At 56.8% G+C, this 23,259-nt stretch carries 20 protein-coding genes; 5 read left to right on the top strand and 15 right to left on the bottom strand.

Annotated features, from left to right (window positions below):
* Nucleotides 1-130 precede the first annotated feature (130 nt).
* The 14 genes from wecG to trxA form a co-directional block, all read right to left on the bottom strand.
* A complete protein-coding gene (gene wecG, locus DR88_RS01485) occupies nt 131-871 on the bottom strand; it encodes a lipopolysaccharide N-acetylmannosaminouronosyltransferase (protein ID WP_025861859.1) in 741 nt (246 codons plus the stop codon).
* A gap of 11 nt (nt 872-882) precedes the next feature.
* On the bottom strand, nt 883-2,229 hold the full coding sequence (gene wzyE, locus DR88_RS01490) for an ECA oligosaccharide polymerase (RefSeq protein WP_004146500.1): 1,347 nt from the start codon (nt 2,227-2,229) through the stop codon (nt 883-885).
* Nucleotides 2,226-3,302 (bottom strand): TDP-N-acetylfucosamine:lipid II N-acetylfucosaminyltransferase, encoded by a 1,077-nt coding sequence (locus tag DR88_RS01495; RefSeq protein WP_004150425.1) that lies wholly within the window; start codon nt 3,300-3,302, stop codon nt 2,226-2,228. The genes wzyE and DR88_RS01495 overlap by 4 nt, the downstream gene beginning before the upstream one ends.
* A complete protein-coding gene (gene wzxE / locus DR88_RS01500) occupies nt 3,299-4,549 on the bottom strand; it encodes a lipid III flippase WzxE (protein ID WP_004150424.1) in 1,251 nt (416 codons plus the stop codon). Before wzxE ends, DR88_RS01495 begins: the two co-directional genes overlap by 4 nt.
* A gap of 1 nt (nt 4,550) precedes the next feature.
* Nucleotides 4,551-5,681 carry a dTDP-4-amino-4,6-dideoxygalactose transaminase gene (gene rffA / locus DR88_RS01505; protein ID WP_002883310.1) on the bottom strand — a complete coding sequence of 377 codons (1,131 nt, stop codon included), beginning with the start codon at nt 5,679-5,681 and terminating at the stop codon, nt 4,551-4,553.
* A 5-nt stretch (nt 5,682-5,686) separates the two neighbouring features.
* Entirely contained in the window at nt 5,687-6,361 is a 675-nt protein-coding gene (gene rffC / locus DR88_RS01510; RefSeq protein WP_004146507.1) for a dTDP-4-amino-4,6-dideoxy-D-galactose acyltransferase, read from the bottom strand.
* Nucleotides 6,339-7,220 (bottom strand): glucose-1-phosphate thymidylyltransferase RfbA, encoded by an 882-nt coding sequence (rfbA, locus tag DR88_RS01515; protein ID WP_002883307.1) that lies wholly within the window; start codon nt 7,218-7,220, stop codon nt 6,339-6,341. The genes rffC and rfbA overlap by 23 nt, the downstream gene beginning before the upstream one ends.
* A gap of 18 nt (nt 7,221-7,238) precedes the next feature.
* Entirely contained in the window at nt 7,239-8,306 is a 1,068-nt protein-coding gene (gene rffG, locus DR88_RS01520; protein WP_002883303.1) for a dTDP-glucose 4,6-dehydratase, read from the bottom strand.
* Nucleotides 8,303-9,565 carry a UDP-N-acetyl-D-mannosamine dehydrogenase gene (gene wecC, locus DR88_RS01525; protein WP_002883302.1) on the bottom strand — a complete coding sequence of 421 codons (1,263 nt, stop codon included), beginning with the start codon at nt 9,563-9,565 and terminating at the stop codon, nt 8,303-8,305. Before wecC ends, rffG begins: the two co-directional genes overlap by 4 nt.
* On the bottom strand, nt 9,562-10,692 hold the full coding sequence (wecB, locus tag DR88_RS01530) for a non-hydrolyzing UDP-N-acetylglucosamine 2-epimerase (RefSeq protein ID WP_002883297.1): 1,131 nt from the start codon (nt 10,690-10,692) through the stop codon (nt 9,562-9,564). Before wecB ends, wecC begins: the two co-directional genes overlap by 4 nt.
* 56 nt (nt 10,693-10,748) lie before the next feature.
* Nucleotides 10,749-11,795 carry an ECA polysaccharide chain length modulation protein gene (gene wzzE / locus DR88_RS01535; protein ID WP_002883296.1) on the bottom strand — a complete coding sequence of 349 codons (1,047 nt, stop codon included), beginning with the start codon at nt 11,793-11,795 and terminating at the stop codon, nt 10,749-10,751.
* Nucleotides 11,796-11,808: 13 nt separating this feature from the next.
* Entirely contained in the window at nt 11,809-12,912 is a 1,104-nt protein-coding gene (gene wecA / locus DR88_RS01540; protein ID WP_002883295.1) for a UDP-N-acetylglucosamine--undecaprenyl-phosphate N-acetylglucosaminephosphotransferase, read from the bottom strand.
* 240 nt (nt 12,913-13,152) lie between these two features.
* The gene (gene rho, locus DR88_RS01545) at nt 13,153-14,412 is read right to left on the bottom strand and encodes a transcription termination factor Rho (RefSeq protein WP_002883293.1); all 1,260 of its coding nucleotides are present in this window, start codon (nt 14,410-14,412) and stop codon (nt 13,153-13,155) included.
* Nucleotides 14,413-14,742: 330 nt separating this feature from the next.
* Nucleotides 14,743-15,072 (bottom strand): thioredoxin TrxA, encoded by a 330-nt coding sequence (gene trxA / locus DR88_RS01550; protein WP_002883224.1) that lies wholly within the window; start codon nt 15,070-15,072, stop codon nt 14,743-14,745.
* A gap of 341 nt (nt 15,073-15,413) precedes the next feature.
* On the opposite strand from trxA, the gene rhlB reads away from it, so the two are divergent.
* The 5 genes from rhlB to DR88_RS01575 all read left to right on the top strand — a co-directional run bounded on the left by rhlB (nt 15,414) and on the right by DR88_RS01575 (nt 21,166).
* Nucleotides 15,414-16,679 (top strand): ATP-dependent RNA helicase RhlB, encoded by a 1,266-nt coding sequence (rhlB, locus tag DR88_RS01555; protein WP_002883222.1) that lies wholly within the window; start codon nt 15,414-15,416, stop codon nt 16,677-16,679.
* A gap of 118 nt (nt 16,680-16,797) precedes the next feature.
* On the top strand, nt 16,798-18,306 hold the full coding sequence (gene gppA, locus DR88_RS01560; RefSeq protein ID WP_004150419.1) for a guanosine-5'-triphosphate,3'-diphosphate diphosphatase: 1,509 nt from the start codon (nt 16,798-16,800) through the stop codon (nt 18,304-18,306).
* A 19-nt stretch (nt 18,307-18,325) separates the two neighbouring features.
* On the top strand, nt 18,326-19,252 hold the full coding sequence (locus DR88_RS01565; RefSeq protein WP_002883211.1) for a LysR family transcriptional regulator: 927 nt from the start codon (nt 18,326-18,328) through the stop codon (nt 19,250-19,252).
* A 130-nt stretch (nt 19,253-19,382) separates the two neighbouring features.
* The gene (locus DR88_RS01570; protein WP_004181642.1) at nt 19,383-20,381 is read left to right on the top strand and encodes an amidohydrolase family protein; all 999 of its coding nucleotides are present in this window, start codon (nt 19,383-19,385) and stop codon (nt 20,379-20,381) included.
* Between the two features lie 62 nt (nt 20,382-20,443).
* Nucleotides 20,444-21,166: a DUF554 domain-containing protein gene (locus DR88_RS01575; protein WP_002883185.1), complete on the top strand. Its 723-nt coding sequence runs from the start codon at nt 20,444-20,446 to the stop codon at nt 21,164-21,166.
* A gap of 4 nt (nt 21,167-21,170) precedes the next feature.
* Here the strand turns inward: DR88_RS01575 and rep are convergent, their stop codons facing one another.
* A complete protein-coding gene (gene rep, locus DR88_RS01580; protein ID WP_004181641.1) occupies nt 21,171-23,192 on the bottom strand; it encodes a DNA helicase Rep in 2,022 nt (673 codons plus the stop codon).
* Nucleotides 23,193-23,259: the final 67 nt, after the last annotated feature.

The raw sequence follows: 23,259 nt of genomic DNA, 5'->3' as shown, positions 1-23,259 counted from the left end.
GCAGGTCTCCCCGGCGCGTATGAAGCCTGCGAATGGTTAATTAATTTTGCGGAAATGGCAAATAAAGTATCAGGCGAGTGAAGAGATTACACAGAATATGTATGCAAACTCGCCTGGTTGCAGTGGAATATCAGAGCTTACCGGAATAATGCCAACGTAAATAGCGCAGCAGACGGAACTGTCTCTTGATGCGGCTCGGCTGCAAAAGCAGGCGATAGAACCACTCCAGCCCCAGATCCTGCCAGAACTTCGGCGCCCGATGGACGTGCCCGGTAAAAACATCGTAAGTGCCGCCGACGCCCATATACAGCGCGTGCGGATACAGGCGCCGGCAGTCGCGCATAAAGATCTCCTGGCGCGGCGACCCCATCGCGACGGTGACGATTTTCGCCCCGCTGTCGCGAATGCGTTCGAACAATGCCTGGCGTTGCTCAGGGGTGAAATAACCGTCCTGGCTGCCGACGATGTTCACCTGCCAGCGCTGACACAGCCTGGATTCTGTCTGCGCCAGGACCTCAGGTTTACCACCAACCAAAAACACCGGTGTCCCTTCAGCGCCGGCGCGCTGCATTAACGCTTCCCAGAGATCGGCCCCGGCGACGCGGGATACCTGGGCCTGCGGGTATTTTTTGCGCAGTGAACGCACCACGCTGATGCCATCGGCATATTTAAACTCCGCCGCCTCAATCAGCGCCCGTACCTCCGGGTTATCCTCTACGGCCAGCATTTTCTCAGCATTAATGGCTACCAGCGTCCCCTCCCGGAGCGCGCCGTCGGCAAATAAATAATCCAGAGCGTGCTGCATATCGCGCCAGCCTATGAGCTGCAGCCCTCTTAACAGGTACAACGGCGCGGAAATGGTCCCAGTCATGTCCATCCTTCTCAGACTTGCGGTTGCGAAAGCGGTTTTACGCGCTTATGAATCAGTCCCACGCTATCCAGGAACCAGTACAGCAGTTTCGCCGCCAGCAAGCAGATACCAAAGATCACGAGGAAAAACACCACGCGGGAGCCGAACGAATCCAGCCCCTCGCGCGCCAGCACTATCATGTTGAAGATAGCGCCGAAACAGAAACTGTGCAGGATAGCCGCTTTATAGCGATTGCTCTCCCGGTTGCCCAGCTCATACAGCCAGTCGAACCATTTAATAATCAACCCTACCGCCACGGCGCCCAGCGGTACGAACCAGACGCCGCCCATCACCACCAGCGAGCCAATCAGCGTCGGCGAGATCGCCAGCCCCGAATGGTTGTTTAATACTTCCCAGGTAAAGTAGTTGGCGGTATTGAGCACCATCGTCGGGCGACCGTGCCACATCCAGCTGGGGATAAAGACGTAGAAGTCGCGGATCATCGGCGCCAGACCCTGGAAATCGATCTTGTCGTAGTTCTGCAGCAGCAGCGCCAGGTTCTCCCACGGTGAGAAGGTGTCGCGCGTGAGATACAGAAAGGTATAAAACGCTTCGTCGCCGCTGACGTTCATCCCGTAGCGCTTCAGCGCCAGCCAGAACATGCCGACAATACCCAGCACACCCGCCGCCGCCAGCATCCACAGGCTGATCCAGCCGCGAATAATACCGATGAACAGAAAGATGGCGAAGGCGATGATAATATTGGCGCGCGTCCCGCCGACGATGGCGTAGGTCAGCAAACCAAAGGCCACCGTGCTGACGAGGAAGAAGATCCACGCCTTATAATCCTGGCGCAGAAAATAGACCACCAGCATCGCCGGAATAAAGAAGTAAAAGAAGCGCTTCAACGCCACGCCGGACACTTCAGCAGAGAAAATCTGGCTGTAGGAGTTGAGCTTAAACAGCAGGAAACCGTTGTGGGCGAAGAAGATGCCGACGCACAGCAGCGCCAGCCCCATCAAAATGCCCCACGCCAGATGGGTTTCCACCCGGTTCATGGTAAACAGCGGGCGATGCGCAACCTCACGCGATGCCGAACGCAGCCGCGTTTTATAGGTCACGTAGTAGACTGCGTAGAAGCACACCGCGATCAGCAGCGTCTGCAGCAAAATCTCCGGCGGCGCCACGCTGACGTCAAAGCGGAACACCAGAATACTGGTCAGCGGGAAGCCGAAGAAAAAGGTCAGCAGAAACAGCAACGAGAAAAAAACGTTGAAGTTAAAGCGTACCCGACGGAACTCAAACCAGGTGGCGGTGGCGATGAACAGCGTCGACAGCAGCCAGACCACCAGCAGCCCGCTAAATTGCATTAACGTCATGCCTGCCCCTCCGCCGCTAACCGTAGCGCCCGCCGCCAGCCCGTCAGATAGTTCGGCCGGAAGAAGGCGATAGCGGATTTATCCACGCTCGCCAGCTGACGCTGCGCTTCGCGCACCACGCTGACGTCCAGTGCGTCGCTGGTGAACAGCACCGGCACATGCTGCTCGGCCATATCCTGCCAGAACGGGTTTTCCCGATTGAGCACGCAGGGGATGCCCGCCTGAATCAGCAGACACAGGGTGCCGATCCCCTGCTGGCGGGCAAACAGAAAATAGCCCAGATCGCAGCGGCGCAGCAGCGCCAGATAATCATGAAACTCCAGCTTCTCGCTGAGGATCTGCAGATGCTCACCGCTAAACAGCGCCGCCCCCGCCTCGCGAACCTCATTGATATAGGCGTCGTTTTTCGCTGGATAGCCCATCGGCACGATGACGTTTACCGTATCGCCAAACTGCTGATGGATTGCCTTCAGCGCGGCAATATGTTCATTGCTGCGATCCCCGGAGTTGCCGACCAGAATAGTCAGGGTATCACCGCGCGGAGCGTTATCGGCCAGGGTATTCAGCGCCGGATCCATACGGGTCGGGAAGTAGAGCAGCTCGCCCGGGACGCGCGGATGGCGGTTAGCGAACCAGCTGAGATCGCCGCGGGTGGCGAAAACGCGCCCTACCCGCCCCTGCGCCATACGGCGCAGCGGATAGAACAGGCGAAACTTCAGGCTGGCAGAATTTTCATACAGATCCGCCCCCCAGATATGCCAGTTAAACTGCGACGGGCGGATGCCGCCGCTCAACAGCGCCAGCCACAGCCCGGTATTGAACTGGCCGTGGAAGAAAAAGCGCTGCTGGCGGTTGGCTTTCGCGGTAGCAATCACTGCCTGCGCCAGCGATTTCTTCCCCGGATAGCAGGTGATGTCCAGCGCCGGATACCCATCACGCACGCAGGCCTCATCACCGACGATCATAAATCTCCTGGCCTGCGGGTCGGCGGCCAGTTCGTCGTTAAAGAACCGCAGTACGGTCTGGTTATGATGCGGGATATCCGATCCCAGTACATGTATCAGTGCTGTCATGCCCGTTTACGCCAGAGTAAAAACACGCCACTACAAAGGGCGAAATAAACAATATAAGTGGCCATATATGCCTGCGCCGCGCCAACCGCGCCGTGCGCCGGTATAAGCCAGTGTGAGAATGTGGTCAGCAGTGCGAACTGGCTGATTTCCGTCAGAATATAAAAACGCAGCGACGCTTTGGCGATCACCAGATAGCCATAGACGTAGGCGCCTACTTTTAAAACGTCGCCCACCAGCTGCCAGGCAAACAGGTCACGCATCGCGGTAAAGCGATCGGAAAACAGCAGCCAGATGGCAAAATCGCGCAGCAGCCAGACCGTCAGGCTCGCCGCCGCTACTGCCGGCAGGACGAATTTCAGCGACTTGACTATCTCGTGGGTGATATCCGTTTTGGCGCTCAGCCGCGACAGCGTCGGCAGCAGATAGACGCTAAACGAGGCGGTAATAAACTGCAGGTAGGCATCGGAGATGCTGCTAACCCCCTGCCAGATCCCGACCGCCTCCCAGCCGTAATGCGCCGCCAGCAGATTACGCATCATCACATAGGCTACCGGCAGGGTCACCGAGGTTATCAGCGCCATCAGGGTAAATTTCGATAGCTGTCCCGCCAGACCGTTATCCCAGCGCGGACGCAGGGCGCTCAGCGGGATATTACCCCGCCGCCAGAGCATAATACCCGCCGGGACCACCACCAGCGCTGGAACTAACGCCAGCCCCAGCAGCGCGCCCTGATAGCCGCCCAACACGTAGCAAGCATAGTAAGCCGCCACGCCGATCAGGCTCCCGGCAATCAGCGAGAAGGCGTTACCCGCCGCATCGCGAAAGCCTTTCATCAGCGCCAGCAGGAAATTCGCCCAGGCGATCCCCATCTGCACCAGCGCCACCAGGCGTACCAGCCCCTGATAGTGCGTATGGCCGAACAGCCCCTGGCTTATCGGCGCCGCCGCCAGTAAAAATACCAGCGCCAGCAGGGTGGAAAAGCCAAGCACCATCGCCGACGAGGTGCCCACCACCTGCTTCAGGCGCGGGGGATCGTCGTGATGCTGCGCCACCAGCTTCGTGACGCCATTAAATATCCCGGCCCCGGCCAGCACGCCGAGTACGGTGACCAGTTGCCGGAAGTTACCGGCCTGGCCAACGCCCGCCGGCCCAAACGAGACGGCCAGCAGCTTGACGACCAGCAGACCGGCGCCGATTTTGACCAGCGTCGATGCCGCCGTCCACAGTGAGGCTTTTGCTAACGACATATCAGGAGAAGTAGCTCAGCAGCGAGTTAATCACCGTCCGCTGGTTCACCACAGACAGATTGTAAAACAGCGGCAGGCGTACCAGACGCTCGCTCTCCTGAGTGGTGTAGCGGTCTTCACCGCGGAATTCGCCGAACTGTTCGCCTGCCGGGCAGCTGTGCAGGGGAATGTAATGGAATACCGCGAGGATCTCCGCCTCTTTCAGCCAGGCGATCAGTCTGCTGCGATCCTCGATATCACGCAGCTTAATGTAGAACATGTGCGCGTTTTGCCCGCAGTCGGCCGGAACCGTCGGCAGTTCGATACGCCCGGCGCGCGCCAGCGGCAGCAGCGCATCATAGTAGTTCTGCCACAGGGCCAGGCGCTGCTGGTTGATGCGCTCCGCCGCTTCCAGCTGCGCCCACAGATAGGCGGCCTGCAGATCGGACATCAGATAGCTGGAGCCAATGTCCCGCCAGGTATATTTATCCACCAGGCCGCGAAAGAACTGGCTGCGGTTGGTGCCTTTTTCGCGAATAATCTCCGCGCGTTCCACCAGCGTGCGATCGTTGATCAGCGTCGCCCCGCCCTCACCGCCGGCGGTGTAGTTTTTGGTTTCATGGAAGCTGAAGCAGCCGATATGGCCGATGGTGCCCAGCGCGCGCCCCTTGTAGGTGGACATCACCCCCTGTGCGGCGTCTTCCACCACAAACAGGTTGTATTTGTCGGCGATGGCCATGATGGTGTCCATCTCGCAAGCTACGCCGGCATAATGCACCGGGACAATCGCCCGGGTTTTATCGGTGATGGCGGCTTCGATGAGCGTTTCGTCGATATTCATCGTATCGCGACGGATATCAACGAAGACGATTTTCGCCCCGCGCAGCACAAAGGCGTTGGCGGTGGAGACAAAGGTATAGCTGGGCATAATCACTTCGTCGCCCGGCTGGATATCCAGCAGCAGCGCAGCCATCTCCAGCGAAGCCGTGCAGGAAGGGGTCAGTAGCGCTTTTGCCGTGCCAAATCGCTGCTCCATCCACTGCTGGCAGCGGCGCGTAAAGCCGCCGTCGCCGCACAGCTTGCCGCTGTTCATCGCAGACTGCATGTAATCAAGCTCGGTTCCAACCACCGGCGGCGCGTTAAATGGGATCATGGGGGTCACCTGTATAGCCAGTAGGCGGTGCTTTCCACGTTAGCACCGCTGAGAATATAACGTTTAAGCGCGGCGGTGTTGCCCATCTGGGTCGCCACCCGCAGTGTAGAAAGTCCGCGCGAGGCGGCCCAGTACCGCGCCGCCTGCATCAACTGCGCCCCGGCGCCGCGTCCGGCCAGCAGGCCGATACGCGCTTCGGTCGCAGTGATCTGCCGCAGGGAGACAAAGGCGCGAATATCGCCCTCAGGATGGCGGTAAATCAGGCACTGATGATCGAAGGTGCCGCGCACCGCATTTTCAATCCACTGGGCATAGAAGCGGCCGCTAGCGTCGGCAGCGTACCAGGGCGCGCGAAAGCGGCTCATGGCAAATGCCTGCGCCGCCTGCTCGCGCAGCGGCGCAATATCCGCTTCCACGGCGACGTCTGCGCCGGCATCTGCAGGGCTGCCCACCGGCAGCGCCAGATCGACCTCACCTTCCACCAGCTGAAAACCCAGCCGCTGCAGCGCGTCCAGCCGGACGGTGTCGCTGGCGGCGATCTTCGCCTGCACTCGCGACCACCCCGCCAGCGCCTCAGGCGTCAGCCGCGGCGCGTGCTCGTCAAAGCGCACGATCGCGCTGTTCACGGCAAAGAAGCGGTTCTCCCACTCCAGGGGGTCAATACTGGCGCGGACGGGCACGGAGCAGATCCAGCAGATATTGGCCGTAGCCGGTTTTTTCCAGCCGCTTCGCCGCACGTTTGACGCCGTCGTCGTCCAGCCAGCCGTTACGCCAGCCGATCTCTTCCAGACAGGCGATTTTAAAGCCCTGGCGCTTCTCGACGGTCTGCACGAACATGCTGGCCTCGATCAGGCTATCGTGGGTGCCGGTGTCCAGCCAGGCAAAGCCGCGTCCAAGCAGTTCGACGGTCAATGCGCCATCCTCCAGATACATCTGGTTGATGGAGGTGATTTCCAGCTCGCCGCGCTCGGATGGTTTGACCCGTTTGGCATACTCCGTCACCTTGCCATCGTAGAAATAGAGACCGGTGACCGCCCAGTTCGACTTCGGCTGCTTCGGCTTCTCTTCCAGCGATAGCGCACGGAAGTTATCATCAAACTCCACCACGCCAAAGCGCTCAGGATCCATCACCTGATAGCCAAAAATCGTCGCCCCTTCCGTGCGGGCAGCGACGCTGCGCAGCTTCGGGCTAAAGCTTTGCCCGAAGAAGATATTGTCGCCTAACACCAGACACGCCGGTTCGCCGTTAAGAAAGGCTTCGCCGATGATAAACGCCTGGGCTAAACCATCCGGCGTCGGCTGTACGGCATAGTGCAGCGCAATGCCAAACTCTGAGCCATCGCCGAGCAGGCGCTGGAAATCACGTAGGTCGTCCGGCGTGGTGATAATCAGGATCTCACGGATCCCGGCCAGCATTAATACCGACAGCGGGTAGTAGATCATCGGCTTATCGTAGATCGGCAACAGCTGCTTCGATACGCCGCGGGTGATGGGATGTAGCCGCGTTCCGGAACCGCCCGCCAGAATAATACCTTTCATCATTCCCCCCAGAGATGATTAGCTTTGCAGCCCAAGACGCTCGCCCTGATAGCTTCCGTCCTGAACCTGACGCCACCAGGCCTCGTTCGCCAGATACCACGCCACGGTCTTACGCATACCGGAGGTGAAAGTCTCTGCCGGCGTCCAGCCCAGCTCGCGGGCAATCTTCGAGGCATCAATGGCATAGCGCAGATCGTGGCCCGGACGATCGGCAACGAAGGCGATCAGATCGCGATAGTGCGCCACGCCCTGCGGCTTATCCGGCGCCAGCTCTTCCAGCAGCTGACAAATGGTTTCCACCACCTCGATATTTTTACGTTCGTTATGACCGCCGATATTGTAAGTTTCGCCCGGTTCGCCGCGGGTCGCCACCAGATACAGCGCTCTGGCGTGATCTTCCACGTACAGCCAGTCGCGGATCTGTTGTCCATTGCCATACACCGGCAGCGGCTTGCCCGCCAGCGCGTTAAGGATCGTCAGCGGGATCAGCTTCTCGGGAAAGTGATACGGGCCGTAGTTATTTGAGCAGTTGGTGATAAGCGTCGGCAGGCCGTAGGTTCGCAGCCAGGCGCGCACCAGGTGGTCGCTGCTGGCTTTCGAAGCCGAATAGGGGCTGCTTGGCGCATAGGGCGTGGTCTCGGTAAAGAAATCATCGCTGCCGTGCAGATCGCCATACACTTCATCGGTGGAGATGTGATGGAAGCGAAACGCCGATTTTTGCGCCGTAGCCAGGGTATTCCACCAGCTACGGGCCGCCTCCAGCAGCGTATAGGTGCCCACGATATTGGTCTCGATAAACGCCGCCGGGCCGTCAATCGAACGATCGACATGGCTTTCCGCCGCCAGGTGCATCACCGTATCCGGTTGATGCTGACGAAAAATGCGATCCAGCTCGGCGCGGTCGCAGATATCCACCTGTTCAAAGGCGAAACGCGCATCCTGCGCCACCGGCGCCAGCGACATTAAATTGCCGGCGTAGGTCAGTTTATCCACCACCACCACGCGATCGGCGGTGTGCTGGATAATCTCCCGCACTACCGCCGAACCAATGAAGCCCGCGCCGCCGGTGACCAGAATGGTTCTCACCGCCACACTCCTTTGGTGTCGACGATAAACGCCTGGGTGACGCTATCGCCGCTAACGGCTTTAAATTCATTGTGATCGACCAGCATCACCAGCACATCGGCGCTGGCCAGCGCCGCCTCAAGGGTCGCCAGCGTACACAGTCCATCGAGTTTCTTCGGCAGCGCGTGAATGTTGGGCTCAACCACCTGGGTCGTGCCGCTGTGCCAGCGGGCAATCTGCGCGGCAATTTCCATCGCCGGACTTTCGCGCAGGTCGTCAATATTCGGTTTAAAAGCGAGGCCAAAACAGGCGATCGTCAGTTCGCTGGCCCGCTTGTTGGTGGCATTCAGGCAGTCCGCCACCTGCGCTTTCACCTGTTCGATAACCCATTCCGGCTTGTGGTCGTTGACCTCGCGAGCGGTGCGGATCAGACGCGCCTGCTGCGGGTTTTGCGCCACGATAAACCATGGGTCGACGGCGATACAGTGGCCGCCAACACCCGGGCCCGGCTGCAGGATATTGACGCGCGGATGGCGGTTCGCCAGGCGGATCAGCTCCCAGACGTTAATCCCCTGGTCGGCGCAAATCAGCGACAGTTCGTTGGCAAAAGCGATGTTGACGTCGCGGAAGCTGTTTTCCGTCAGCTTGCACATCTCGGCGGTGCGCGAGTTGGTCACCACGCATTCGCCTTCAAGGAAGATTTTATACAGCTCGCTGGCGCGAGCGGAGCAGACCGGCGACATGCCGCCGATAACACGGTCGTTTTTAATCAGCTCGACCATCACCTGACCGGGCAATACCCGCTCCGGGCAGTAGGCGATATTCACGTCCGCCGCTTCACCCACCTGCTGGGGGAAGCTAAGATCCGGGCGCATCTCCGCCAGCCACTCGGCCATCTGTTCGGTCGACCCGACCGGTGAGGTGGACTCGAGGATCACCAGCGACCCTTTCTTTAACGTCGGCGCAATGGATTTGGCGGCCGACTCGACAAACACCATATCCGGCTCGTGGCGATCTTTAAACGGCGTCGGCACGGCAATCAGGTAAGCATCCGCCTCCACCGGAGTGGTGGTGGCGCTTAAATACCCCTGCTCGACCGCGGTCTTCACCACGCTCGCCAGATCTGGCTCCACGATATGAATCTCTCCACGGTTAATGGTCTCCACGGCATGTTGATTAACATCAACGCCGACCACCCGCTTCTGCCGGGAGGCGAACGCGGCAGCGGTTGGCAGCCCGATATAGCCAAGGCCAATCACTGAAATGGTAGAAAAACTCATAGCGTTACCTGATTATTTTTAAGTGCAGACAAAATGCGACGACATGCTTCGCCATCGCCATAGGGATTATGCGCGCGGCTCATCGCCTGGTATGCAGCATCATCCTCCAGCAGTCGCGTCACTTCCGCGACGATGCGCTGGCTGTCGGTGCCCACCAGACACACGGTGCCGGCGGCCACCGCTTCCGGACGTTCGGTCATATCGCGCATGACCAGCACCGGCTTACCCAGCGAGGGGGCCTCTTCCTGAATGCCGCCGGAATCGGTCAGGATCAGCCAGGCGCGATCCATCAGCCAGACGAACGGCAGGTAATCCTGCGGTTCAATCAACATCACATTGTCAATATGACCAAGAATACGATTCACCGGCTCGCTGACATTAGGATTCAGGTGAACCGGATAGACAATCTGCACCTCAGGGTGGGTATGGGCTATCTCGGCCAGCGCCTGGCAGATCTGTTCAAAACCGAGCCCAAAGCTTTCCCGCCGGTGGCCGGTAACCAGAATCATCTTTTTACCGTGGCTGATGAAAGGATAGCGCTGCAGCAGGGTCTCCCGTAGCGCTTCATCACCCAGCACCCGATCCCGCACCCAGAACAGGGCGTCAATGACCGTATTCCCGGTGACCGTGATCCGACTGTCGGCAATATTTTCCCGCAGCAGGTTCTGCCGCGAGGTTTCCGTGGGGGCGAAATGGTATGTCGCCAGATGGCCGGTCAACGTACGGTTGCCTTCTTCCGGCCACGGCGAACTTAAATCGCCGGTGCGCAGGCCGGCCTCTACGTGACCCACCGGTATCCGCTGGTAAAACGCCGCCAGGCTCGCCGCCATGGTGGTGGTGGTATCGCCATGCACCAGCACCACGTCGGGTTTAAACGACTCCAGCACCGGCTTCAGCCCTTCAAGGATGCGACAGGTGATCTCGGTCAGCCCCTGCCCCGGCTTCATGATGTTGAGATCGTAGTCCGGGACAATAGAGAAAAGTTTCAACACCTGATCGAGCATCTCCCGATGCTGCGCGGTCACGCATACTTTCGCCTCAAAATGAGGATCCTTTGCCAGCGCATGGACCAGAGGCGCCATCTTGATGGCTTCCGGCCTCGTGCCAAATACAGTTAGTACTTTCACATCGATTCTCTTCGATTAGGCGATGAAGGTCATCTGCCCTTCACCACAGGCCGCAATCACAGGACACGACGACGCGATAACGCCACGCCTGCGCCGATGAGCGCACCCACAATCCCCCACATCACCATCAGAAATACACGGCGCGGGCTATCGCGTTTTACAGGTTCTTCCGGCGTCCGCAAATACCGGTAAGTCTGAAAACGCGGATCTAACGTTGGACCGACGTTCAACGTGCTCAGCATGGCGCGGTTCTGGTCGTAATCGAGGTCATATTCCGGCCCGACGGCCTGCAGGTTTTCCAGCCTGGCCTGCAGCATCGGCCTGCCCAATAAAAATAGCTCTGAATCCGGCAACTGATCGGCAGGAACATCCGTTTCGCTACGTGAAATATTGTGCTGCTGAGCCACCTTCAGCGCCTGCTCCACGCTGTGCGTCCGGCGATTGAAGATGGCCTCGGCCACCTCTTCCTGGCGCTTCACCTGCGCCTTCATCTGCACCGTCCGCGCCGCCCAGGCGCCTTTAAGTTCGTCGTTAAGATGGCCTGCCGCCCGCTGGCTGGCGAAGGCCACATACTGACGCAACAGATTATTGGCATCCTGCCCGGTCTCGGCGGTCAGTTTGACGCTGTCGTTAATGCTCTTGGCCGCATCGCCTGGCATAAACTGGATATTGTTAATCAGGTCATCCAGCATCGCCGCATCAGCGCGGGCATTACCCGACTGACGCTGCTTGTAGTAGTCCGTTTGCAGCCAGAAATCGCGCCGGGTATCCCAGGAGGCCAGCTGCATGATGAACTCTTTATACGCTTCATCCATGGCGGAAGGCTGGTCGACCGAGGCGAGGTCGGCTTTAATGTCCAGATTGCGTAAGAACTGCTGTTGGGAATAGTATCCCCCCAACATATTGACAGTAGGCCGATCGGTGATCGCCGTGGCGCTCCACTCCTGGCGAGCAAAGAAGGTGTACACCAGCACGATGGCGGCGAAGAGTACGGCGCCGCCGACTATCCAGCCTTTTCCTGCCCATAAAGCGCGAAACAGCCCGCGAATATCCAGCTCGTTCTCAACGTTCACTGCTTGTGCTCCCGGTAATGGTTGAGTCATCACATCCCCAGCTCTACTTGGTTAGTTTCGGATTATTGCCGCTGTGTCGCCGAATTCTGCGTCTGATGCGCTTAACCAGGCGCGCCACTTTCCAGGCGCGCTTAATACAGTAGCCATAAAGAAAGAAGGCTACCAAAAAGAGAATTAACATCACCCATTCCGGCACAATGCGGGTGTACTCCGCCACGACGCCAACCAGCGCCAGCAGGGCGGCGGCCAGGGTAATCAGGACAAACGCCTGGCGGGAAGTAAACCCGGCGCGCATGATCAAATGATGAATATGCTGACGGTCCGGTGAGAAAGGACTCATGCCTTTGCGCAGGCGGCGATACATAATCGCCACCATGTCCATCAGCGGGATAGCGATAATCCACAGCGCGGTCACCGGGCTAATGGGATGCGTTTTACCTTGCGTGGTTTCCAGCAGGATCCAGATGATGGTGAAGCCAATCATCGTGCTGCCGGCGTCACCCATAAAGACTTTATAGCGGCGGCCGAGGGCGCCAAGATTGAGAAGAATATAGGGTAGAATGGCGGCGATCATCGCGAAACACCACATCGCCAGGCTGTACTGACCATCAAACCAAAGGATAATCCCGGTCGCCGCAAAAGAGACCGATGACAGTCCGCCGAGCAGGCCGTCGATACCATCGACCATGTTGAACGCATTGATAGCGGCCCAGACGGCAAACAGCGTCAGGAAGAAGCCGAAGGGCCCCAGCACCAGTTCCCACGAGCCAAAAATAAAGCCCAAACTACTCAGATGCAGATTCCCTGCCATCATCATAATCACGGCGATCGCGGCCTGAATGACCGCGCGAATTTTCACGCTGATGTCGAAGCGATCGTCAAGCGCGCCAACCAGCACCAATACCCCCGCGCAGGCCAGATACAGCGAGGCGTGAGGAATATAATAATCGGCGATGGCGAAAGTGAAACAGATACCTGCATAAACTGAGATACCACCGACCAACGGAATCAACCCCTGATGCCGTTTGCGATAGTTGGGTTTATCCACTAACCCGATCTTTTTTGCCACTTTCCGCGCGACAAAAATAAAGAGGGTCGTGAATAAGAAAATACTGATTAATTCAGTAATAGCAGTGAGTAAATTCACAACGCATGTGCTCTCAGCATAGTTAATCCGGGAAGTATAGCGATGATGCCCCAACTCCAGAAGGGGAAAAGCAGAACATTACAAATTTATTGTATAGATTTTAGTCTGTTAAAGCTGTCTCCGCCTGCTATCCGGCGCCATTATACGACAACTTTCGTCCCGCTTTCTCTGTCTCTGGATCATACAAACCCAAAAATGAAAACGCCACGCAAAGGCGTGGCGTTTTTGGCTTTTTTTACCTTACGAGCGCTTCATCATATCGAAGAAGTCATCATTCGTCTTGGTCATTGCCAGCTTATTGATGAGGAATTCCATCGCATCAATCTCACCCATCGGATGGATAATTTTGCGCAGGATCCACATTTTCTGCAGCTCTTCCTGAGTGGTAAGCAGCTCTTCTTTACGGGTACCGGAACGGTTGTAGTCGATAGCCGGGAAGACGCGTTTTTCAGCAATCTTACGAGAGAGGTGCAGTTCCATGTTACCGGTGCCTTTAAACTCTTCGTAGATAACTTCGTCCATTTTGGAACCGGTGTCGATCAGCGCCGTGGCGATGATGGTCAGGCTACCGCCCTCCTCGACGTTACGTGCCGCACCAAAGAAACGCTTCGGACGGTGCAGGGCGTTAGCGTCCACACCACCGGTCAACACTTTACCGGAAGCCGGAACCACGGTGTTGTAGGCACGCGCCAGACGGGTAATAGAGTCGAGCAGGATGATAACGTCTTTCTTGTGTTCAACCAGACGTTTCGCTTTCTCAATAACCATCTCGGCAACCTGCACGTGACGGGATGCCGGCTCGTCAAAGGTGGAAGCAACCACTTCACCTTTCACCAGACGCTGCATCTCGGTCACTTCTTCCGGACGTTCGTCGATCAGCAGTACCATCAGGACACAGTCCGGGTGGTTGTATGCGATGCTCTGCGCGATGTTCTGCAGCAGCATGGTTTTACCGGCTTTCGGCGGCGCGACGATGAGGCCACGCTGGCCGCGGCCAATCGGGGAGGCCAGATCCAGTACGCGAGCGGTTAAGTCTTCGGTAGAACCGTTACCACGCTCCATACGCAGGCGAGAGTTCGCGTGCAGCGGCGTTAAGTTCTCGAACAGGATCTTGTTACGCGCGTTTTCCGGCTTGTCGTAGTTAACTTCGTTAACTTTCAGCAGCGCAAAGTAACGTTCACCCTCTTTCGGAGGACGAATCTTACCGGAAATGGTGTCACCAGTGCGGAGGTTGAAACGGCGGATTTGGCTGGGGGATACGTAGATGTCGTCAGGGCCGGCGAGGTAGGAGCTGTCTGCGGAGCGGAGGAATCCAAATCCATCCTGCAGTATCTCCAGTACGCCGTCGCCAAAGATATCTTCGCCACTCTTCGAATGCTGCTTGAGGATGGCAAAAATAATATCCTGCTTACGCATACGAGCCAGGTTTTCCAGCCCCATATTTTCGCCGAGAGTAATCAGCTCAGAAACCGGCGTATTCTTTAATTCGGTAAGATTCATAGTGGTGTGGGTTCTTAAACTCGGGGTAAATCTCGAACTTAATGTTGTGAATGGTATGGCAGGAACTTCCATGCCTGTTAACGGCCTTCATCTCGTGTCTGTACGTTGCCTGGTCACAGGAAAGAACGCAGAACTGAAACGACTAGACGGAATGAGTGAAAAGCCCGGAATTATTAGCTTCACGCGCATTTATGCGGGATGCTTCGGGTAAAACAAGATTCAAACAAGGTATGTTTAAAACGAAGTCTGTGGATTAACTTAGCACGACTCCAGCCGGGCGTCCAGAGTTCCGCAAAAAATAGGAATCTGGACGCCGGAACAGCAATTCGCTTACGCCAGGTTAGCGTCGAGGAACTCTTTCAGCTGACCCTTGGACAGGGCGCCAACTTTAGTGGCCGCCACTTCGCCGTTTTTAAACAGCAGCAGGGTTGGGATACCGCGAATGCCGTATTTCGGCGCAGTGCCCGGGTTCTGGTCAATGTTCAGCTTAGCTACGGTCAGTTTGCCCTGATACTCTTCAGCGATCTCATCCAGAATCGGGGCGATCATTTTGCACGGACCACACCACTCTGCCCAGAAATCGACGAGGGTCAGCCCGTCAGCCTTGAGTACGTCCGTGTCAAAACTGTCGTCAGTCAGGTGAATAATTTTATCGCTCATATTTAACTCCACAGGAATAAGCCTGGTGTGTTGGTGTCGTAGCCATCAACGACGCGCTGCGGCTACGTTATGCACGCTATTCTTCAGGATACCTCAATTCTCTGGCCTGCCAACTGGCGCAATCCATCATGGACTCGCCTGTTGACGCCAGGGTGCCCGAACGCGAACTGCATGCTGCAGATTTATCGCTCCCGACTCGCTTAGTAGTCTAAGCTATCCTGGATTCGTTCAGTTACCGTAGACGTACCTTGAATAATTTCGTACACCGCCAACGAAAGGTTGACGTTATTTCACCGGATACGCTTTCTTAATGCAATAGTTAGCTGATATTCTACCACACTATGAGCAAAACACATTTAACAGAACAGAAGTTTTCCGACTTCGCCCTGCACCCGGCAGTCATTGAAGCCCTTGAAAAGAAAGGGTTTCATAATTGCACACCCATTCAGGCCCTCGCCCTTCCGCTGACGCTGGAAGGCCGCGATGTCGCCGGGCAGGCGCAAACCGGTACCGGTAAAACGATGGCGTTCCTGACGTCAACGTTTCATTATCTTCTCTCTCACCCGGCTATCGCCGATCGCCAGGTTAACCAACCGCGCGCGCTGATTATGGCGCCGACGCGTGAACTGGCGGTACAGATCCACGCCGACGCTGAGCCACTGGCGCAGGCCACCGGTCTGAAGCTGGGTCTGGCTTACGGCGGCGACGGCTACGATAAGCAGTTGAAAGTGCTGGAAAGCGGCGTCGATATTCTGATCGGCACCACTGGTCGTCTGATCGATTACGCGAAGCAGAACCACATTAACCTCGGCGCCATTCAGGTTGTCGTGCTGGACGAAGCCGATCGCATGTACGATCTCGGCTTTATTAAAGATATCCGCTGGCTGTTCCGCCGCATGCCGCCGGCCACTCAGCGCCTGAACATGCTGTTCTCCGCGACCCTTTCTTATCGCGTCCGCGAACTGGCGTTCGAACAAATGAATAACGCCGAGTACGTTGAAGTCGAGCCGGAACAGAAGACAGGCCACCGTATTAAAGAAGAGCTCTTCTACCCTTCCAATGAAGAAAAAATGCGCCTGCTGCAGACGCTGCTGGAAGAAGAGTGGCCCGATCGCGCCATCGTTTTCGCCAATACCAAGCACCGTTGCGAAGATATCTGGGGCCATCTCGCCGCCGACGGCCATCGCGTAGGTCTGCTGACCGGCGACGTGGCGCAGAAAAAACGTCTGCGCATTCTCGAAGAATTTACCCGTGGCGACCTCGATATTCTGGTCGCGACCGATGTTGCCGCCCGTGGCTTACATATTCCGGCCGTGACTCACGTCTTTAACTACGATCTGCCGGACGACTGCGAAGATTACGTTCACCGCATCGGCCGTACCGGTCGCGCTGGCGCCAGCGGTCACTCCATTAGCCTCGCCTGCGAAGAGTATGCGCTGAATCTGCCGGCGATCGAAACCTATATTGGTCACTCAATTCCGGTCAGTAAGTACAACCCGGACGCGCTGATGACCGACCTGCCTAAGCCGCTGCGTCTGACCCGTGCGCGCCCAGGCAACGGCCCGCGCCGTAACGGTCCACCGCGCAATCGTCGTCGTTCAGGTTAAGAGATCTATGCCATACGCTCAGTCATTCAGAATCTGCCAGGGCGACCTTCCTCTGGCGACCCGCTCAGTGATGTGGATCGGGCCTAAGCGCCCCACCGACCAGGGAGCCTTCTGAACGATGAAGAGTATGAGCTCCACCTCGCTATATGCCGCCATTGATTTGGGCTCCAATAGTTTCCATATGTTGGTGGTGCGCGAGGTGGCGGGCAGCATCCAGACGCTGAGCCGCATTAAGCGTAAGGTTCGACTGGCCGCCGGCCTGAATAGCGACAACACCCTCTCCGCAGAAGCGATGGAACGGGGCTGGCAGTGCTTACGCCTGTTTGCCGAGCGCCTGCAGGATATTCCGCCGACGCAAATCCGCGTCGTGGCCACCGCCACGCTGCGTCTTGCCGTCAATGCGGGGGAGTTTCTGGCGAAAGCGCAGGAGATCCTCGGCACTCCAGTGCAAGTGATCAGCGGCGAAGAAGAAGCGCGCCTGATTTACCAGGGTGTCGCCCACACCACCGGCGGCGCCGATCAGCGCCTGGTGGTCGATATCGGCGGCGCCAGCACCGAGCTGGTGACCGGGACCGGCGCACAAACAACCTCGCTGTTTAGCCTGTCGATGGGCTGTGTCACCTGGCTTGAACGCTATTTTGCCGACCGTAGTCTGACGAAAGAGAATTTCGATCTCGCCGAAGCGGCTGCGCGCGAGGTACTACTGCCCGTCGCCGATGTGCTGCGCTATCACGGATGGAAAGTGTGCGTTGGCGCCTCCGGCACCGTTCAGGCTCTGCAGGAAATTATGATGGCGCAGGGGATGGATGAACGAATCACCCTCGCCAAACTCCAGCAGCTTAAACAGCGCGCTATCCAGTGCGGACGTCTGGAAGAGCTGGAGATCGAAGGCTTAACCCTTGAGCGGGCGCTGGTGTTTCCTAGCGGGCTGGCGATCCTGATCGCTATCTTCAGCGAACTGAATATTCAGTGTATGACCCTCGCGGGCGGCGCGTTACGCGAAGGCCTGGTGTACGGCATGCTGCATCTCTCCGTTGAGCAGGACATCCGCAGCCGCACGCTGCGTAATATTCAGCGTCGTTTTATGATCGACACCGAACAGGCCCAGCGCGTCGGCGGCCTTGCCAGTCATCTGCTCAGTCAGTTGGATGGCAGCTGGGAGCTGGATCCGCTAAGCCGTGATTTACTCCTTAGCGCCTGTGCGCTGCATGAGATTGGGCTGAGCGTGGATTTTAAGCGCGCGCCGCAGCACGCCGCCTATCTGGTCAATAACCTCGACCTGCCGGGGTTTACCCCGGCGCAGAAGAAGCTGATTGCCACGCTGCTCCTTAACCAGACTAACGCTATCGACCTCTCTTCGCTTCATCAACAGAATGCCGTCCCGCCGCGGGTGGCTGAGCATCTGTGTCGTCTGCTGCGACTGGCAATCCTGTTTGCCAGCCGGCGGCGCGACGATCTGTTGCCCGCCATTCAGCTGACCGCTCAAGACGAACAACTGACGCTGATATTGCCGGGAAACTGGCTGGATGAACATCCGCTGGGTCGGGAGATGGTCGATCAGGAGTGTCAGTGGCAAAGCTACGTCCACTGGATACTTCGGGTCGCCAGCGGCGATACGCTGAAATAATATCCAGCCAGGAGGGCGGATGCGGGAAGAACTGGATTTCAAATCGCTACGCTTTTTCTCTGCGCTCTACCGCTTGGGCAATGTTTCCCCAGCAGCGGACGCGCTCGATATCAGCCAGCCCACCGGCAGCCTTTTGCTGAAAAAACTACGAGATCATTTTGCTGACCCGCTGTTTGTCCGGGTCGGGCAGCGGATGATCCCGACGCCGCGAGCGGACGCGATCGCCCCCACCATCTCGACTCTTCTCCAGCTTGCCGATAACGATTTAGCGGTCAAACCTGAATTTCTTCCCCAGCAGAGCCAGCGTAATTTTACGATCGGTATGACCGATATCAGCCAAATGACGCTGCTGCCTTTATTGCAAATTGCGCTCCAGCAGCAGGCGGCGGACGGGATCACCTTTACGGTACAGAATCTGGATGAGCAGACCCTCAACGCCCTCGAATCCGGGAAATGCGATCTCGCGATCGGCTATCTGACGCAGCTTCCGGAAAGCGTCTACCAGCAACATCTCTTCGATCAATCATATGTCTGCCTGGCTGCGGAAAACCATCCTCGCATTCGCGCACAACTCCGCGCCGAAGACTGGCGCCAGGAAAAGCATCTGGCGATCCGCGTGGAGGGGACTGCCCATGGCGATATGGATAAGCTGCTTGATGAGCACCACATGCCCCGGCGCATTGCGCTAACGTTACCAAGTTTTTTAGGTACCGGTGAGCTGGTGGCCGAAAGCGATATGATTGCCGTCGTCCCGGAACAGGTGGCGCGGCATATCACCCGGCGCTATCCCTGCCGCAGCTGGCCGCTGCCTTTTCCCCTCGCCAAAATCGCCATCCGTCAGGTCTGGCATCAGCGGCTGCACCGCGATCCCGGACATATCTGGCTACGCTCGCTGATCGCTACGCTTGCCGATCCCGCACAGCAGAGTACTTCTATTAAAATCTAAGTAACAAAATACGCCCGTGTATTGGTTTTATTAATAACCCCTATTACGTTTGGTTTATTGCTGGTAATACGTGAAAGCTTTTATTCTCCTCGCATCAAGCCACACTGACTCATATCGCAAGGAAAATATCATGCGCGGAAAAATTGCTTTAGAAGAACACGTATCCACTCCTGAAAATAACCGTCTGTGGGATTCATCTGGTGAAGCAGGTCGTAACGGCACAGAATATATGAAAGATGTTGAACGCCGCCTGCTGGATCGCAGCATTCAGCTGGAAGAAATGGCGCAGCGTCATATTGATCATGTAATTCTTTCTCTGACTTCACCTGGCGCCCAGTCTATTTTAGATAAAGCCAAAGCCGTCTCTTTTGCCCGCGATACCAACGATTTTATCGTTGAGAATTATGTTAAGCCAAATCCGGACAAATTCAGCGCCTTCGCCACCCTGGCATTGCAGAACCCGGAAGCCGCGGCGGAAGAGCTGGAGCGCGCCGTGAAAAAGTTAGGCATGAAAGGTGCGCTGATCAACGGCTACACCAACGTTAAAGATAGCGAGCATGGCCTGTATCTTGATGACGAATCCATGCTGGTATTCTGGGATAAGGTCAACGAGCTGAACGTGCCTGTCTATCTGCATCCTCGTGAACCGCTGGAAGGCCCGGCGCGCGGCATCTATACCGGTTACGAAAGCCTGATCGGCTCTGCCTGGGGCTTCGCTCAGGAAACGGCAGTGCATGCTATTCGTCTGATGATGAGCGGTCTGTTCGATCGTTATCCTAACCTCAATCTGGTGCTGGGTCACCTCGGCGAAGGGCTGGTACATATGCTGCCGCGCACTCAACATCGTCTCTATCGTCAGCGTTTCGGCTGCGGTCTGGGTAAAGCGGAAAAACCGTTAATGCACTACCTGCAGAATAACTTCATCGTTACCACCAGCGGCCATTTCAATACCCATTCACTGAATAATGCTATTGAAGTCATGGGCGCCGATCGCGTGATGTTCTCTGTCGATTATCCGTATGAAGATATTCATCAGGCCTGCGACTGGTTTGACCCTTTAGAACTTGAAGCAGGCCTGAAAGAGAAAATCGCCTGGGGTAATGCCAGCCGCGTATTTAACATTAAATAATTAATTTAAATATTTCAGGGCCTGTATATTCAGGCCCTGATTTTTATTAGGGAAAATAAATTATGGCTATAGGTATATTTGTCTGTAGCGGCTCGCTTCTCGTCGGTGCGCTGGCGGGCGCTTCACTGAATCGTTTTATTCCGGAACATTTCAAAAAAACCTTACCGTTGATCGCCGGACTGATCTCAATCAGTATGGGCATATTCTTTGTCAATAAATTGCATAACCTGCCGCCGATTGCCTTGGCTATTATTGTCGGCACGATTATCGGCGGCCTGTTGAATATTGAAAAATGGATTGAACGAGCCGGAACAACGCTGCGCAGCCCCATTGAACGTATCTTTCCGGCGCAGTCCAGCGCCAGCGTCGGTGCGGAAGATTTTATGAATCAGTTTATCGCCGTGCTGATCCTGTTCTGCGCCAGCGGTACCGGCATCTTCGGCGCCTTAACCGAAGGGATGACCGGCGACCCGACCATTCTGCTGACCAAGTCGATCCTCGACTTTTTTACTGCCGCGATTTTCGCCTCCACGCTGGGGTATATCATCACCGTGATCTTTATTCCCCAGCTGATTGTTTTCGTTATCCTGTTTTTCGCGGCAACCTTTATCATGGCGTTAATCAATCCGTCGATGATCGCCGACTTCACCGCCTGCGGCGGCATCATTATGCTGGCGACCGGTTTCCGTCTGTGCGGGATCCGTGCCTTCCCTACCGCCAATATGCTGCCCTCGCTAATACTGGTGATGCCCTTCTCCGCCGCCTGGCAGCAGTTTATCGCCTGAGACGCTAAGCTTTTTTCGCCTTTGCCAGCATCGCCCGAATATTAGCGACGTTGGCCTGGCCTTTTTGCATCCGCTCTTCAGGCGTAATGGTTTTGCGTGCCTGCTCCCAGATAAGGTCGTCCTGAGGTAGCTCCAGCAGAAAACGACTCGGTTCAGGACGCACCAGTTCGCCATATTGCCGGCGCTCCTTACAGAGCGTAAAGGTCAGCTCTTTCTGCGCACGGGTGATGCCAACGTAGGCTAACCGTCGCTCTTCATCGACGTTATCTTCATCAATGCTGCTTTGGTGCGGCAGCAATCCCTCTTCCATTCCCACCAGATAGACGTAGGGGAACTCCAGCCCCTTTGACGCATGGAGAGTCATCAGCTGCACCTGATCCAGCTCTTCATCCGATTCGCCGCGCTCCATCATGTCGCGCAGGGTAAAGCGGGTGACCACCTGGGTCAGGGTCATCGGCTCATCGATTTCGCTGCCTTCCAGCATCTCGGTCATCCAGGTAAACAGCTGGTTGACGTTTTTCATGCGCATTTCCGCGGCTTTCGGGCTGGGCGAGGTTTCATACAGCCAGGATTCGTAGTCGATCCCGCGAATCAAATCGCGCACGGCGTTGACCGGCTCGCGTTCGGCCAGCTGCTGGATCTCGCGTAGCCAGTGGGTGAAGCGGGTGAGGGATTCATAGCCGCGCCCGGTCAGCGTCTGGCTGAGACCCATATCAAAGCTGGCGGTGAACAATCCTTTGTTGCGGCCCATCGCCCACTCACCGAGCTTTTGCAGCGTCGCCGGGCCGATCTCGCGCTTCGGCGTGTTGACGATACGCAGGAAGGCGCTGTCGTCGTCCGGGTTGGTCAGCACGCGCAGATAGGCCAGCAGATCTTTAATTTCCGGACGCGAAAAGAACGACGTGCCGCCGGAGATTTTGTACGGGATGCGGTTCTGCATCAGCATCTTTTCAAAGACCCGCGACTGGTGATTGCCGCGATAAAGGATCGCGTAGTCTTTGTAATTGGTTTTATTAATGAAGTGGTGGGCGATCAGCTCCCCGGCCACGCGCTCCGCTTCATGATCTTCATTGTTGGCGGAGAGCACTTTCAGCTCCGCGCCATATCCCAGTTCGGAGAACAGCCGCTTTTCAAAGACGTGAGGGTTATTGGCGATCAAAATGTTGGCGGCTTTCAGAATACGCCCGGATGAGCGGTAGTTCTGCTCAAGCTTGATCACCTGCAGCGCCGGGAAGTCCTGGCTGAGCAGCACCAGGTTCTGCGGCCGCGCGCCGCGCCAGGAGTAGATCGACTGGTCGTCATCGCCCACCACGGTAAAGCGCGCCCGCTGACCCACCAGCAGTTTCACCAGCTCATACTGGCTGGTATTGGTATCCTGATACTCATCCACCAGCAGGTAGCGGATCTTATTTTGCCAGCGCTCGCGCACCTCCTCGTTGCGCTGCAGCAGCAGCGTTGGCAGCAGGATCAGATCGTCAAAATCGAGGACATTGCAGGCCTTCATGTGCGCGTCGTATAGCCCATAGCAGTGGGCGAAAATACGATCCCGTTCGCCTTTCGCGCCAGCGGCGGCCTGCGCCGGGGTTTTTAGATCGTTTTTCCAGTTGGAGATCGTCGAGATCAGCTGCTGAAGCACCACTTTGTCATCTTCGATCAACCCTTCGGTCAATTCCTTAAGCAGCGCCACCTGGTCGGTATCGTCGAATAAGGAAAAGTTAGACTTCATACCCAGCGCAGCGTATTCGCGCTTAATGATATCCAGCCCCAAAGTGTGGAAGGTGGAAATCATCAGCCCACGCGCCTCTTTGCGCCCCAGCGTTTGCCCAACGCGCTCTTTCATCTCGCGCGCGGCTTTGTTGGTAAAGGTCACGGCCGCGATATGGCGCGCCTGATAGCCGCAGCCGCGGATCAGGTGGGCGATTTTATTCGTAATAACGCGGGTCTTACCGGAACCGGCGCCCGCCAGCACCAGGCACGGTCCGGTGACGAATTCGACGGCTTGTTGTTGGCCAGGGTTTAAACGCATGGGAGTCTTGCTCAATCTTCGAACGGGGTGGGGATTGTAGCAGAAAGCGGAGCCGAGATTTACTGAC

Origin of the sequence: Klebsiella pneumoniae, assembly GCF_000742135.1 — a bacterium.
GTDB classification, from domain to species: domain Bacteria; phylum Pseudomonadota; class Gammaproteobacteria; order Enterobacterales; family Enterobacteriaceae; genus Klebsiella; species Klebsiella pneumoniae.
This window is presented reverse-complemented; position numbering and strand designations above follow the sequence as displayed.

Bases quoted from the DNA above. Each gene is read 5' to 3' on its own strand.
- wecG (WP_025861859.1), bottom strand. From the start codon at position 871: ATGACTGGGACCATTTCCGCGCCGTTGTACCTGTTAAGAGGGCTGCAG.
- wzyE (WP_004146500.1), bottom strand. From the start codon at position 2,229: ATGACGTTAATGCAATTTAGCGGGCTGCTGGTGGTCTGGCTGCTGTCG.
- DR88_RS01495 (WP_004150425.1), bottom strand. From the start codon at position 3,302: ATGACAGCACTGATACATGTACTGGGATCGGATATCCCGCATCATAAC.
- wzxE (WP_004150424.1), bottom strand. From the start codon at position 4,549: ATGTCGTTAGCAAAAGCCTCACTGTGGACGGCGGCATCGACGCTGGTC.
- rffA (WP_002883310.1), bottom strand. From the start codon at position 5,681: ATGATCCCATTTAACGCGCCGCCGGTGGTTGGAACCGAGCTTGATTAC.
- rfbA (WP_002883307.1), bottom strand. From the start codon at position 7,220: ATGAAAGGTATTATTCTGGCGGGCGGTTCCGGAACGCGGCTACATCCC.
- wecC (WP_002883302.1), bottom strand. From the start codon at position 9,565: ATGAGTTTTTCTACCATTTCAGTGATTGGCCTTGGCTATATCGGGCTG.
- wzzE (WP_002883296.1), bottom strand. From the start codon at position 11,795: ATGACTCAACCATTACCGGGAGCACAAGCAGTGAACGTTGAGAACGAG.
- rho (WP_002883293.1), bottom strand. From the start codon at position 14,412: ATGAATCTTACCGAATTAAAGAATACGCCGGTTTCTGAGCTGATTACT.
- trxA (WP_002883224.1), bottom strand. From the start codon at position 15,072: ATGAGCGATAAAATTATTCACCTGACTGACGACAGTTTTGACACGGAC.
- rhlB (WP_002883222.1), top strand. From the start codon at position 15,414: ATGAGCAAAACACATTTAACAGAACAGAAGTTTTCCGACTTCGCCCTG.
- gppA (WP_004150419.1), top strand. From the start codon at position 16,798: ATGAAGAGTATGAGCTCCACCTCGCTATATGCCGCCATTGATTTGGGC.
- DR88_RS01565 (WP_002883211.1), top strand. From the start codon at position 18,326: ATGCGGGAAGAACTGGATTTCAAATCGCTACGCTTTTTCTCTGCGCTC.
- DR88_RS01570 (WP_004181642.1), top strand. From the start codon at position 19,383: ATGCGCGGAAAAATTGCTTTAGAAGAACACGTATCCACTCCTGAAAAT.
- DR88_RS01575 (WP_002883185.1), top strand. From the start codon at position 20,444: ATGGCTATAGGTATATTTGTCTGTAGCGGCTCGCTTCTCGTCGGTGCG.
- rep (WP_004181641.1), bottom strand. From the start codon at position 23,192: ATGCGTTTAAACCCTGGCCAACAACAAGCCGTCGAATTCGTCACCGGA.